This is a genomic window from Streptomyces sp. NPDC040405 (assembly GCF_055595765.1).
The window spans coordinates 417,969-431,873 of the sequence record NZ_JBVIVI010000003.1; the positions used below are offsets into that span (position 1 = coordinate 417,969).

A 13,905-nucleotide genomic window follows, 5' to 3' on the forward strand; every position below is an offset into this window, starting at 1 on the left:
CCGGAAGGACCACCATGATCTCCACCCTCCAGTCCCAGCCTCCGCATGGGCCGGACGGTGCCACCACCACCCCACGCCTCGGCTACGGCGCGGACTACAACCCCGAGCAGTGGCCGCGCGAGGTGTGGGAGGACGACATCCGGCTGATGCGCGAGGCCGGTGTCACCATCGTCTCGGTGGGGATCTTCTCCTGGGCCCGCGTCCAGCCGGCCCAGGACACGTGGGACTTCGGCTGGCTCGACGAGATCATGGACCTGCTGCACGCGGGCGGCATCGGGGTCGACCTGGCCACCGCCACCGCGTCCCCGCCGCCCTGGCTCACCACGGCGCACCCGGAGATCCTCCCGGTGACCGCCTCCGGTGAGACGGTGTGGCCGGGGGCGCGGCAGCACTGGCGCCCCACCTCGCCCGTCTTCCGCACTCACGCGCTGCGCCTGGTGCGGAAGCTGGCCGAGCGGTACGCGGGTCATCCCGCCCTGGTGGCCTGGCACGTCTCCAACGAGCTGGGCTGCCACAACATCTACGACTACTCCGACGACGCCGCCCGCGCCTTCCGCGACTGGCTGCGCGCCCGCTACACCACCCTCGACGCCCTCAACCACGCCTGGGGCACCGCGTTCTGGTCCCAGCGGTACAGCGCCTGGGAGCAGATCCTGCCGCCCCGGCTGGCGGCCTCCCACCCGAACCCCACCCAGCAGCTGGACTTCAAGCGCTTCTCCTCCGACGCGCTGAAGGAGCATCTGCGCGCGGAGCGGGACCTGCTGCGCGACCTCACCCTCGGCATTCCGGTCACCACGAACTTCATGGTGACGGGCGGCACCAAGGGCATGAACTACGCCGACTGGGCCGGTGAGATCGACTTCGTCTCCAACGACCACTACGTCCATCCCGGCCCGCAGGACCGCGACGAGCTGTCCTTCTCCGCGAACCTCGTCAGCGGCATCTCCGGCCACCGCCCCTGGTTCCTCATGGAGCACTCCACCAGCGCCGTCAACTGGCAGCCGGTCAACGTGGCCAAGCGGCCGGGCGAGCTGGCCCGGGACGCGCTGCTGCACGTCGCCCACGGCGCCGACGCGGTGTGCTTCTTCCAGTGGCGGCAGTCGGCGGCCGGTGCCGAGAAGTACCACTCGGCGATGGTGCCGCACGCCGGGCCCGACAGCGAGGTGTTCCGCGCGGTGGCCGCGCTCGGGCAGACCCTGAAGACCCTGGCCCCGGTGGCGGGTACGACACGCGAACCGGCCCGGGTCGGGATCGTCTTCGACTGGGAGTCGTGGTGGGCGAGCGAACAGGACTCCCACCCGACCTCCCTCCTCGACTACCGGCAGGAAGCGCTCGACTGGTACTCCGCCCTCCTCGCCCTCGGCATCCGGGCCGACGTCATCACCGCACAAACCGGCCTCGACCGGTACGAGGTGCTGATCGCGCCCGTGCTGCACATGGTCCCCGCGGCGCTGGCCAAGGACCTCACCCGGTACGCCGAGCAGGGCGGCCATCTGATCGCCACCTACTTCTCCGGTGTGGTGGACGAGAACGACCACATCTGGCTCGGCGGCTACCCGGGGGCCCTGAGCGAGCTGCTCGGCATCCGCATCGAGGAGTTCGGCCCGCTGCTCGACGGCGAGAGCGTCGAGATCGAGGCCCGGTCCGTAGCCGACGGCACGGCCACCGGCACCCTGTGGACCGACCGGATCACCGTCACCGACCCCGAGGTGGAGGTCCTGGCCCACTACCGCAGCGGGACGTACACGGGCCGCCCCGCCGTCACCCGCCGCGCGGTGGGCGGCGGATCGGCCGCGTACGTCTCCACCCGGCTGGGCGCGGAAGGGCTCACCGGACTGCTGCCGGGGCTGCTCGCGCCCGCCGGGGTCGGCAGCGAACTGCCGGACGGCGCCCGGGGAAGCGTGGAGCTGGCCGTGCGCCACGGCGGCGGCAGCCGCTATCTGTTCCTGGTCAACCGCACCGACGCGGCGGTGCCACTGACCGGGCTCGCCGGGGAACCCCTGACCGGCGGTGCCGGGGACGACGGCGCGCTCGTCCTGGCCCCCAGGGGCGTCGCCGTACTGCGACAGCCCACGACCTGACGGCGGGACCCGCCACGTCTGTCACCGCCTCCTGAAACTCCGTCGTCGCCCGCGCGGGCACGGCGGCCGGTCCACCCAAGCGTCCGCACACGAGTTGGGAGCACACGTTGGCACGCCGTACCCGCACACGACGACTGCTGGGAAGCATCTCCGTCACCGCACTGGCCACCGGGGCCGCCCTGATCACCGCGCCACCGGTGACCGCGCAGGCCCCGGCGGCCGCGACGGCCGACGCCGTCACCGTTTCGCCCGACCCCTCGTACAAGGCGGAGAGATTCGAGGGCTGGGGCACCAGCCTGGTCTGGTTCGCCAACGCCACCGGCGACTATCCCAAGGAGATCCGCGAGAAGCTGGCCAAGCTGCTCTTCGGGGACAGCGGCCTCGCCCTCAACATCGCCCGCTACAACATCGGTGGCGGCAACGCCCCCGATGTGAAGGACTACCTCCGCGCCGGGGGAGCGGTCGAGGGCTGGTGGAAGGCCCCGGCGGGCACCACGCGCGAGGACACCGACTGGTGGAGCGCGGACGACAAGGCCGACTGGAACCCGGACGCCGACGCCACCCAGCGCTGGTGGGTCGACCGCATCAAGGGCGACATCGACCACTGGGAGACGTTCAGCAACTCGCCGCCGTGGTTCATGACCGAGAGCGGCTATGTCTCCGGCAGCTTCAACGCCACCGACGAGCAGCTGAAGCCGGAGTCCGTCGACGACTTCGCCGCGTATATGGCGGGCGTCACCAAGCGGCTGGAGAAGGCACACGGCATCAAGGTCGACACCGTCGACCCGTTCAACGAGCCCAACACCAACTACTGGGGCACCCGCCTGGGCGCCGACGGCGAGCCGGTCGGCGGACGGCAGGAGGGGGCGCACATCGGCCCCGAGGTCCAGCAGAAGGTGATCAGCGCGCTGGCCCCCGCCCTGAAGAAGGCGCGGACCGGCGCGAAGATATCCGCGATGGACGAGACCAACCCCAGCATCTTCACCCAGAACTGGAACACCTACCCGCAAGCGGTGCGCGACCTCGTCGGCCAGATGAACGTGCACACCTACGGCACCGGTGGCCGCACCAGCGTGCGCGACCTGGCCAAGGCGGCGGACAAGCCGCTGTGGATGAGCGAGGTCGAGGGCGACTGGGGCGACGGCCAGAGCTTCACCGACATGCGGCCCGGCCTCGGGCTCGCCCGGCAGATGGTGGACGACCTCCGCGAACTGGAGCCCAGTGCCTGGGTGTTCTGGCAGCCCGTCGAGGACTACGACAACATGAAGCCCGGCGGGGAGTCGGCCAAGGGCGGGAACTGGGGCAGCATCCAGCTCCCCTTCAGCTGCACCTCCAAGGACACGCTCGACACCTGCCCCATCCGGACGAACACCAAGTTCGACACGGCCCGCAACTTCACCCACTACATCAAGCCCGGCGACCGGCTCATCAAGACCGACGACACCTCCAGCGCCGCGGCCGTCTCAAAGAAGGGTGACGCGGCCACCGTCGTCCACGTCAACAGCGGCACCGCCGAGCGCGCGGTCACCGTCGACCTGTCCAAGTTCGGCAAGGTCGGCCGCCACGCGACCGTCACCCCCGTGGTGACCAGCGCCGAAGGCAAGCTGGAGCGGCGGGACGCCATCAAGGTGACCGGCAAGAAGGCCACCTTCACCGCACCCGCCCAGTCCGTGACGACCTTCCTCGTCAAGGGCGTGTCCGGGGTGGCCAAGGACGCCGCCGAGCTGCGGAAGGGCCACACGTACGGGCTGACCGGTGTCCAGAGCGGCAAGGCGCTCACCGTCGCGGACGACGGCACCAAGCTGGTCATCAAGGGCGCGGACACCGCCGCTCGCGGCCAGCAGTGGCGGCTGCGCCAGATCAGCGGCGACACCGGCAACCGGCAGCGGTATGTGTTCACCAACCCGGTGGAGGGCAAGCGGCTGGCCGTCCGGGACGGCGCCCCGGTGCTGGAGCCGGACCACGGGAAGCGTGACAAGGCCACCCAGTGGATCATGTCGACCACCGGTGACGGCACGTGGACCCTGGTCAACGCGGCCACCGGCCGACTGCTGGAGGTGGGCGGCCAGGCCACGAACGACGGCGCCGCCGTCACCACCTGGACCCCGACGTCCGGCCCGAACCAGCGGTGGAAGGTTTCCGAGGTGAGCTGACCGCCATCGAGGCCCGCCTACCTCAATTGAGGTAGGCGGGCCTCGGTCGATGTGCGTAGCAAGATTTCGACTAAGCGTACGAAGCCGCAGGTCAGCCCGGATTCTTAGGCTCTGGGGCATGGCTATACACGTCGAACGACGCCCGCGCGTGCTGGGCGCGGCCATCGCCGCGAGCCTGGCGCTCGGAGCCCTGGCCGCACCCGCCGCCGGAGCCGTGGACCACAGGGCCCGGCCGGGTGCCGAGAAGCCCGGCCCCACGGTCCGTACCGGCTCCCCGGTGCGGGTCAACCAGGTCGGCTATCTGACCTACGGCCCCAAGAAGGGCACCGTCGTCACCGGCGCCACCAAGCCCCTGACGTGGACGCTCAAGGCGGCCGACGGCACCGAGCGCGCCAGCGGCGTCACCACCCCCGCGGGCGTCGACCCCAGCTCCCGGCAGCGCGTCCAGACCTTCGACTTCAGCGAGGTCACCGACGCGGGTGAGGGCTACACCGTCACCATCGACGGGAAGAAGAGCGAGCCGTTCACCATCGGCGACCGCCTCTACGACTCACTGCGCGGCGACGCGCTGGCGTACTTCTACCACAACCGCAGCGGCATCAAGATCGACAAGGATCTCGTCGGCCGGAAGTACGCCCGCCCCGCGGGCCACGACAAGGCCGCTCCGCACCGCGGCGACACCGCCGTCCCGTTCCGCTGGCACGGGTCCGACTACCGGCGGAATGTCTCCGGTGGCTGGTACGACGCCGGTGACCAGGGCAAATACGTCGTCAACGGCGGCATCTCGGTGGCCCAGCTGATGTCCGCGTACGAGCGCACCCGCACCACACACGGTGCCGGTGGCGACGCGCTGGGTGACGGCAAGCTGCGGGTGCCCGAGCGCGGCAACGGCGTCCCGGACATCCTCGACGAGGCGCGCTGGGAGATGGACTTCCTGATGCGCATGCAGGTCCCCCAGGGCAAGCCGTACGCCGGAATGGCGTTCCACAAGGTGCACGACAAGCGCTGGACCGGATTCCCGACGCGGCCGGACCAGGACCGGCAGCCGCGTGTGCTGCGCCCGCCGTCCACCGCCGCCACCCTCAACCTGGCGGCCGCCGCCGCGCAGTGCGCCCGCCTCTTCCGGCCCTACGACCCGCACTATGCCGCCCGGTGCCTGGACACGGCCCGGACCGCCTGGGCCGCGGCCAAGAAGCATCCGAAGATGTTCGCCAGCGACAAGGACTCCACCGGGGGCGGCGCGTACGGCGACCGCCACGTCGGCGACGAGTTCTACTGGGCCGCCGCCGAGCTGTTCCTCACCACCGGCGAGGACACCTACCGCACGGCCGTCCTCCGCTCACCGCTGCACGGCGACGTCGACGCGCTCTTCCCGCGCGGCGGCGGCCTGTCCTGGTCGGCCACCGCGGGCCTCGGAGCGCTCGACCTGGCCACCGTGCCCGGCAAGCTCGACCACAAGCAGCGCGCCGCCGCGCGCGCCACGGTGGTCAAGGCCGCCGACCGCTACGCCGCGGACTCCGCGAAGTCGGCCTACGGCGTTCCGTACGCACCCAAGGGCGGCGCGTACGAGTGGGGCTCCAACAGCCAGGTGCTGAACAACATGGTCGTACTCGCCACCGCGCACGAGCTGACCGGCAAGATCCGCTACCGTGACGCGGTGCTGCGCGGCATGGACTACCTGCTGGGCGGCAATCCGCTCAACCAGTCCTACGTCACCGGCTACGGCGAACGGAACTCGCACCGCCAGCACCACCGCTTCTGGGCGCATCAGCTCGACGCCAGGCTGCCGAGCCCGGCCCGCGGTTCGCTGGCCGGTGGCCCGGACTCCAAGCTGGAGGACCCCGTCGCGCGCAAGAAGCTGAAGGGCTGCGCCCCGGCGATGTGCTACGTCGACGACATCATGGCGTTCTCCACCAACGAGATCACCATCAACTGGAACGCGCCGCTGGCCTGGGTGACCTCCTACCTCGACGACGTTGAGCAGATGTCTGATCAGCGGCCCTGACCGTGTGGCATCTGTTCATGGTGGCGTGGTGTCCTCGCGCCTAGCGTGTGCGGGCAAACGCCACGGTCGAGCGCGTCGAGGAGGAGCCGGATGCGGGAGGAGCGGCACACCCCCGACACGCTCGGTGAGCGGTACTTCGTCGTGATCGGCGACGAGGAGGCGCGCAAGGTCTGCGGCTCCCTGCGGGCGGCCGGACACCGGGTGCGCCACTTCGCCCGGCCCACCGACGAGGATCTGCGGCAGGCGCTGGACCGGGAGGTGGCAGGGGTCGCGATCCTGCTCAAGAAGGATGCCGAGTCCCTGCGCTACGCGCTCGCGGTGGAACACATCCACCCCAAGGTCCCCCTCGTGGTGACGATCTTCGACCGGACCGTGGCCGACCAGCTGGTGCGGGTGGTCCCGAACTGCCAGGTCACCTCCCCGGCCGATGTCGCCGCGCCGGTCCTCCTGGCGGGCTGTCTCCAGCCCGATCTGCTCGCGCTGACCACGACGCCCTCGGGCCACGCGGGGGCCCGCTGGGACGGGGAGACCGTGCGCCTCCAGCCGTACCGGCCACCGCGTTCCCTGCGGTACCGGGCGTGGCTGGGGAAGTTCCGGGGGCAGCTGCGGCCGCACGACGGCAGTTCGCGGATCATGCTGATGGGGCTCGGCGGCCTGCTCGCCGTACTGCTCACGGACTGGGCCTGGCTGGTGGCACTGCACCACCGCACACCCGTCGAGGCGTTCTTCGAGGCGGCGCGCACCGTGGCCGCCGTCGGCCCGGCCCTCGCCCACGGCTCGCACGCGTATCTGATGTTCTCCGGCCTCGCGATGCTCATCACCATCGTCTTCACCGCCGTCTTCACGGCCGGTGTGGTCGACCGGCTGCTGGCCCCGCGGGCGGTCGGCATCGTGGGCCCGCGCGCCCTGCCCCGGGGCGGCCATGTGGTCGTCGTCGGGCTCGGACAGGTGGGGCTGCGGCTGTGCACCCAGCTGCAGGCCCTGGGCATCGGGGTGATCGCGGTCGAGCGGAACCCGGCGGCCCCGAACCTCCGGCTGGCCAAGGCGCTCGGGGTGCCCGTCGTCGTCGCCGACGCCACCGACCGGTTCGTCCTGCGCACCCTCCGCCTCGGGCGGGCGCAGGCGATGGCCGCGGTGGCGTCGGACGACCTGGACAACATCGCCGTCTCGGTGGCGGCACTGGCCGTCGCGCCCGAGTTGCGGGTGGTGATGCGCGCGGGGGACCACGAGGCCATCGCGGAGACCCGCTCGCTGTTCAAGATCGGCCTGGTGCACGATCTGGGCAGCCTGAGCGCCGCGTACACCACCGCGAGCCTGACCGGGCTCCGGCCGCGCGGTGTGCTGGCCCACGACAAGCGGCTCCTGGTGGAGCGGGAGGACGGGGAATTCATGCCGTGGCCGCAGCCGGAGCGCTGCGGCCACCCCGACCGCTGACGCCTAGGCCAGCCGTACGGTGAGCGTGTTCCGGGAGTACGACGGCACGGCCGGGTACGTGTGGCCCTCCGACCGGACCCTGATGGCGGCGAACCGGCCGTGCAGCCCGCCGCGCGCGTGCAGCACCTCGACGCGGGTGTGCCGGGCGGAGGAGCCGAGGCCGTCCAGCCGGATGTCGAGGACGGCGTCGTGGCCGAGCACGACGGACCGGGCCGCCGTGAGCGCGGGCGTACGGCCGTCGTCCGCCGCCACCTCCAGCGTGGCGCCGGACGCCAGGACGACGCCCCGCCGCGCCCGTACGCCGCCGGGGGACGCGAGCCGCAGGGTGCCGCCGTGGACGTGGACCTCTCCGGCGCCCAGGGCCTCCGGCGACCCCGCGACCAGGGTTCCCGCCTCGACGCGGGTACCGCCGGTGTACTGGTTGCGGCCGGTGAGGGTCAGGGTGCCGGTGCCGCGTTTGATCAGGCCGCCGTCCCCGGTGATGTCGTTGCGCCAGGCGTCGGCCGCGCCGAACCCGCCGTCGGAGTGGTTCATCTCCACCCGTACGTCGCGGTCGAAGGCCCCGTAACCGTCCGCCGCCGCGAAGAGGTTGAGCCGCCCCCACTGCTCGGGCCCCTCCAGCAGGGCGTAGCCGGAGGGCACGGCGGTGGTGCGCAGAACTTCGCGGCGCTGGTGCGCGGTGAGGTAGGGCAGCCGGGTCTCGATGAGCACTTCGGCGCCCTTGGGCACGGTCATCGCGCGGTGCTCGCCGCCCCTGGGCAGGATGTACGTCAGACGTGGAGTGAACGCGCGGGCGTTGGCGGCGCGGTCGGCGTACGGATCGGTGTCCTTGCCCGCCGAGTGCGCGTACGCCCGGAGCGTGTCGGCCGTGGTGCCGGTCCGGGAGCGGAGGTAGTCGGCGGCCTGTCGGCGCGCGGCGGCCTTGAGCCCGGCGTTGGCCGGGTCGTACAGCGCGGCGGCGGCCAGCGCGGTGGCCAGGACGCGGCCGCCGACGACGTCGAGGGCGGAGTGCATGCCGGACACGATCCGGGTGTGGGCGGCCGCGGAGGCGTGGGTCACCAGTTCCTGGAACCGCTCGGGTATGGCGTACGCCAGCGCGAGACCGGCCAGATAGAGGGCGTTGGTGTGGCCGCTGGGGAAACCGCCGTCCTCGGCGGGGGTGGCGCCGCGCTGACGCAGCAGCTGCGGGGTGACGGCCACCTCGGAGGCGTAGACGGGGAAGCCGAAGGCGTCCGTGGCACCGGTGGCGACGACCTCGCTGTGCTCCGTCATCCGCCATGGACGCGGGTACTGGTAGCCGTACTTGGCGGGGTTGCCCGAAGCGTACGGGCCGCGCAGCGTCTGTACGAGCCGGACGACCTCGCCCAGGTCCGAGTCGGTGGCCCCGGCCCCGATGGCGGAACCGGCGGGTGCGCCGGGCGGCACGGCGTCGCCGACCGTGGTGGCCGGGGTGGTGTCCGGCGCGCTGGTGATGCTGGTGACGGCCTTGGCGCCGGTGCGGTAGATCTCGGTGAGCGGGCCGAGACCGGCGGTGGCCGCGTAACTCTGGTCCTGCCGGTCGTAGATGAAGGATTCCCGGGCCTGTGCGTCGGTGCGCCGCGTGGTGAGGACGATCGAGTAGCGCATGTTGGCGCGCAGTACACCGGCCGCGCGCGGGGTGCCGTTGTTCCAGGCCGTGCCGGTGTGCCAGAGCCGCTGGACACCGCTCAGGACGCGTAAGGCCGCGTTGGTCTCGGGGGTGAGGTTGGCCGTGGTGTTGGTCCGGTAGTCGTCGACGAACGACGGGAGTGGCCGCCCGGCCGTCTTCTCCGCCGCCCGGGCCAGGGGGACGGGCAGCAGGGCGAACGCCGTCGGGGCGGCGATCAGGCCCGCCGGAACCGAGGCGGAACGCCGGAGGAAACCCCTGCGGTCCAGGGTGGGTTCCGCGGACCGGCCGGGGGAGGTACGCGCCGTCATGCTGCCCTCGCGATTCTCGCCGTAAGCGCTTGCTGAAACGACTGACGCGAAGGAAGTGTAGGGGCCTCCACGGCAAGTGGGCGCCGGAAGACGGCGGTTGTCATGGAGGCGGGACGCGCGGTCAGCCGCCGACGGGGGCGCGAATGGCCGCGATGTCGAACTGGAGGCGGACCTTCTCGCTCACCATGGCGCCGCCCTGGGCCAGTTTGGCGCTGTAGGTCAGGCCCCAGTCGGAGCGGTTGATGGTGGTGGTGCCGTCGAAGCCCACCCGCTCGTCGCCGAAGGGGTCGGTGACATGCCCGATGTAGGTCAGCTCCAGGACCACCGGGCGGGTGGCGTCGCGCAGGGTGAGGTCACCGGCCATGCGGTACACGTCCTGGCCCGCGAGCTGTACGTCGGTGCTCCGGAAACTGATGCGCGGAAAGGCCCGGGCGTCCAGGAAGTCGCGGCTCATCAGATGGGCGTCGCGCTGCTCGACACCGGTGTCGACACTGGCGCTGGAGAGCACGATCTCGGCCCGGGAGCGGGCCGGGTCATGGCCGTCGAAGTAAAGGCGGCTCTCATATTCGGTGAAGGCGCCGCGCACCGTGGTCACCATGGCGTGCCGGACGGAGAAGCCGATCCTGCTGTGCGCCGCGTCGATAATCCATTCCCCGGTGAGGTCCGGGCGTCCGGAACCCTGCGGGGCGTCGTACTCGGAGGGGGCCGGGGCGTCCTGGGACACCGCGGAGCGGGAGGAGGAGTTGCGAGTAAAAAGTTTCATGGGGCATCTAGTTACTGCAAGAGTGGGGAACGCTGCAAGTGCTGTTCTGGAACCGGCCCGGGACTGTGGACGTCACCCTACCGCCGGGTCGGTAATTCCCCTCGCGAAGGCAGATCCCATGGCCGCGAAACCGGCACCGGGTCTTCACAAGTAAACGCCGGGCAGGGGGAGTCGAATGGCGGCCGATCAGCGGACGAAACGCTCTTCGGGTACCGGGCCCGGTGTCGAATTCGGGTAACGGCGCTTGAACTTCGACGTATCCGCCGTCACCTTCCATTTCATTTCTTCAAGAAATCTCCACCATCGGGAACGGCTGTGGTGGATCGCGTGGGGTGCCCTCCCCGGTCCAGCCAGGTGGTCAGGGCCCACCACCAGTGGAGCGTGTCCAGCGGCCCGCCGCGGCCATCGGGCCGGGTGTCGGTCAGTGAGGTGCCGGTGATCTGCTGGAACCGGCCGAGCCGGTAGCGGATGGTGTTGGGGTGGGTGAACAGGGTCGCCGCGGTCTGGTCCAGACGGCGGCCGTGGTCCAGAAAGGTCAGTGCGGTGAGGGCGAGTTGCCGGTGGAACGCGTCCGACGGATCGAGGCCGCCCAGGAGCCGGTCGCTCAGATACGAGCCCAGGAGCGGCTGATCCGCCACGGCGATCTCCGCGGCGAAGTCGGTGAGTCCGTGCCATCCGTGCCTACCCGCCGCCGCGCCGAGCTCCACGGCCCGGACGCAGAGCCGGTACAGCGGGCGTAACCGGTCCAGGGGAGCGGCCGGAGAAGCCACGATCAGGGCGGGAACCCCCAGGTCCCCGTCCTGGGGCAGCCGGGGGCACAGGCCCGCCACGCGCCCGTCGACCAGTGCGGAGATCCCGCCGCGCAGCGCGGAGAGCCGACGCCGCAGACGGTGGGCGTGTGCGGGCTCGGTGGCCTCGGCGACGAGGCAGTGGTACGGGCCGTGGCCGTCCTCCGCCCGGATCCCGGCCCTCGTCAACTCCTCGGCGTCGGGGGCGACTCCGTCGATCAGTACCCGCCGCAACAGTCCGGTGCGGATCTCGTGCGTCCCGTGTGCCGGTCCCCGCTCCGCCGCGTGGTACCCGTTGATGACATGGCGCTCGATGGCGTCGCCGTACTCCTTCAGCCGCAGGACCACGGGGAGCAGCGCGCCGTCGGGCACCCCGGACATCCGGCAGCGGTCGACGCTGATCTCCACGGCCCGGGTGAGCGCGGCCTGCACACCGCGCAGCACGGCGGTCATCGGCACGCCCTGGCCCGCCCGGTCGGCACCCAGCAACAGGGCGGTGGTGAAGTCCTGTTCCTCGACCCGGTCGAAGGTGCCGAACCACGCACCGGCCGCGCGGATCATCGCGAGGACATGGGAGCGGGTCTCCGCCTCGGTCAGCCGGGCCACCTCGGGGGAGTGGGTGCGCGCCGCGCGCACGAGTTCGCCGCACACGTCCGCGTCGACGGCCATGGCCCGCAGGATCTCGGTGACCGGCTCGCGCTCGTGGACGACAGCCATGAGCCCCTTTTCCGTTTCCCGTACCGGCGCTGTCGCCGGGCCACAACGAAGCGGTGACCGCGTTGACGCCCAGCTACTACCGCGTCGCCGTGCCGACCTGATTTCCTGTGCGCTACCGACGGTAACAGCGCGGCCGTCGCGGTGACAGCCTCCCGCGTCGGTCCGCCCTGTCCGTACCTCACCGGGAGGGCAGTCCATGGAGAACCCCGCATCCCCGACGTCGATCACCCGGCGCGGCGCCCTGACGGTGGCCGGAGGCGTGCTCGCGGGAGCCGCCCTCGACCAGACGGTCCCCGCCTTCGCGGCCGGGTCCGCGGCCGGTTCCTCCGAGGCGGACGCGATCGTGGTCGGCCACGGGCTCGCCGGACTGGTCGCGACGGCGGAACTGGCCGCCGCGGGCCGCAAGGTGCTGCTCCTGGACCAGGAACCGGAGAGCAATCTGGGCGGGCAGGCGTTCTGGTCCTTCGGCGGACTGTTCTTCGTCGACTCCGAAGAGCAGCGCCTGATGGGCATCAAGGACTCCCACGAACTGGCCTGGCAGGACTGGCTGGGCACGGCCGGATTCGACCGTGACCTGGACGATCCGCGCGGCCAGGACCACTGGGCGTACAAGTGGGCCGAGGCGTACGTCGACTTCGCCGGCGGGGAGAAGCGGTCCTGGCTGCACGGGCTCGGGGTGCGCTGGTTCCCGATCGTCGGCTGGGCCGAGCGCGGCGGCGGGCTCGCGGACGGGCACGGCAACTCGGTGCCCCGCTTCCATGTCACCTGGGGCACCGGTCCGGCCGTGGTCGAGCCGTTCGAGAAGAAGGTACGGGCCGCGGTGGCGGACGGCCGGGTGGTGTTCAAGCACCGGCACCGCGTCGATGAGATCGTGACGACCGGCGGTGCCGTGACCGGCGTCCGCGGCGCGGTCCTCGAACCGAGCAACGCCCAGCGCGGCAAGGCCAGTTCCCGCACCGTGGTCGGCGACTTCGAGCTGAGCGCACCGGTGGTGATCGTCACCTCCGGAGGCATCGGCGCGAACCACGACCTCGTACGGCAGAACTGGCCGTCCCGCCTGGGCACCCCGCCCAAGCGCATGATCACCGGCGTCCCGGCGTATGTGGACGGCCGCATGCTCGCCATCACCGAGAAGGCGGGCGGGCGCATCGTCAACCCCGACCGGATGTGGCACTACACCGAGGGGCTGAAGAACTACGACCCGATCTGGGCCGACCATGGCATCCGGATCCTGCCGGGGCCGTCCTCGATGTGGTTCGACGCCAAGGGCAGGCGGTTCTCCGCCCCCGACCTCCCCGGATACGACACCCTCAGCACCCTGAAGACCATCACCGAGTCCGGGTACGACTACTCCTGGTTCGTCACCACCCAGAAGATCATCGCGAAGGAGTTCGCGCTCTCCGGCTCCGAGCAGAACCCGGACCTCACCAACAAGGACATCCTGCAGCTCCTCTCGCGCATCTGGCAGACGCCCGAGCCGATCGAGAAGTTCAAGAAGAACGGCGTCGACTTCGTCGTCGCGACGACGCTGCCCGAACTGGTCCGCGGGATGAACAAGCTGACCGGGGACGGCCTCATCGACCTGGCCGACCTCAAGCGGCAGATCGACGCACGGGACCGCGAGATCGACAATCCGTACACCAAGGACGTCCAGGTCATGGGCATCCGCAACGCCCTCGCCTACCCCGGGGACACCCTGAGCCGGACCGCCTCGGCGCACAAGATCATGGACTCCGGGGCCGGACCGCTGATCGCCGTACGGCTCAACATCCTCACCCGCAAGACCCTCGGCGGTCTCCAGACCGACCTGTCCGGCCGCGTCCTGGGCGCCACCGGCGAGCCGGTTCCCGGGCTCTACGCGGCGGGCGAGGCCGCGGGGTTCGGCGGCGGCGGAGTCCATGGATACCGCTCGCTGGAAGGCACGTTCCTGGGCGGCTGTCTCTTCTCCGGCCGCCGGACGGGGCGGGCCGCGGCCGACGCCACCGCGACCTGACAACCGCGACCTGAC

General features: G+C 71.4%; 8 protein-coding genes. 5 read left to right on the forward strand and 3 right to left on the reverse strand.

The genetic code is table 11. From position 1 onward, the window contains the following. Window positions 1-14: 14 nt before the first annotated feature. The 4 genes from ACZ59A_RS15540 (at window position 15) to ACZ59A_RS15555 (ending at window position 7,673) form a co-directional block, all read left to right on the forward strand. Window positions 15-2,081, forward strand: a complete 2,067-nt coding sequence (locus ACZ59A_RS15540) for a beta-galactosidase (protein WP_470958574.1) — start codon at window positions 15-17, stop codon at window positions 2,079-2,081. A 107-nt stretch (window positions 2,082-2,188) separates the two neighbouring features. Next, window positions 2,189-4,234 carry a glycoside hydrolase gene (locus ACZ59A_RS15545; RefSeq protein WP_470958577.1) on the forward strand — a complete coding sequence of 682 codons (2,046 nt, stop codon included), beginning with the start codon at window positions 2,189-2,191 and terminating at the stop codon, window positions 4,232-4,234. Window positions 4,235-4,352: 118 nt separating this feature from the next. Then, window positions 4,353-6,239, forward strand: a complete 1,887-nt coding sequence (locus tag ACZ59A_RS15550) for a glycoside hydrolase family 9 protein (protein ID WP_470958580.1) — start codon at window positions 4,353-4,355, stop codon at window positions 6,237-6,239. Between the two features lie 90 nt (window positions 6,240-6,329). Next, window positions 6,330-7,673 (forward strand): NAD-binding protein, encoded by a 1,344-nt coding sequence (locus ACZ59A_RS15555; RefSeq protein WP_470958583.1) that lies wholly within the window; start codon window positions 6,330-6,332, stop codon window positions 7,671-7,673. A gap of 3 nt (window positions 7,674-7,676) precedes the next feature. Here ACZ59A_RS15555 and ACZ59A_RS15560 read toward each other — a convergent pair whose 3' ends face one another. From ACZ59A_RS15560 to ACZ59A_RS15570, 3 genes are all read right to left on the reverse strand, one after another. Further along, complete coding sequence (locus ACZ59A_RS15560) at window positions 7,677-9,629, reverse strand: phosphatase PAP2 family protein (protein WP_470958585.1); 1,953 nt, start codon at window positions 9,627-9,629, stop codon at window positions 7,677-7,679. A gap of 121 nt (window positions 9,630-9,750) precedes the next feature. After that, window positions 9,751-10,392 (reverse strand): YceI family protein, encoded by a 642-nt coding sequence (locus ACZ59A_RS15565; protein WP_470958588.1) that lies wholly within the window; start codon window positions 10,390-10,392, stop codon window positions 9,751-9,753. A 278-nt stretch (window positions 10,393-10,670) separates the two neighbouring features. Then, a complete protein-coding gene (locus ACZ59A_RS15570) occupies window positions 10,671-11,897 on the reverse strand; it encodes a PucR family transcriptional regulator (RefSeq protein ID WP_470958590.1) in 1,227 nt (408 codons plus the stop codon). A 196-nt stretch (window positions 11,898-12,093) separates the two neighbouring features. Here ACZ59A_RS15570 and ACZ59A_RS15575 point away from each other — a divergent pair, with 196 nt between their 5' ends. Then, window positions 12,094-13,890, forward strand: a complete 1,797-nt coding sequence (locus ACZ59A_RS15575) for an FAD-binding dehydrogenase (RefSeq protein ID WP_470958593.1) — start codon at window positions 12,094-12,096, stop codon at window positions 13,888-13,890. The last annotated feature ends 15 nt before the right edge of the window (window positions 13,891-13,905 follow it).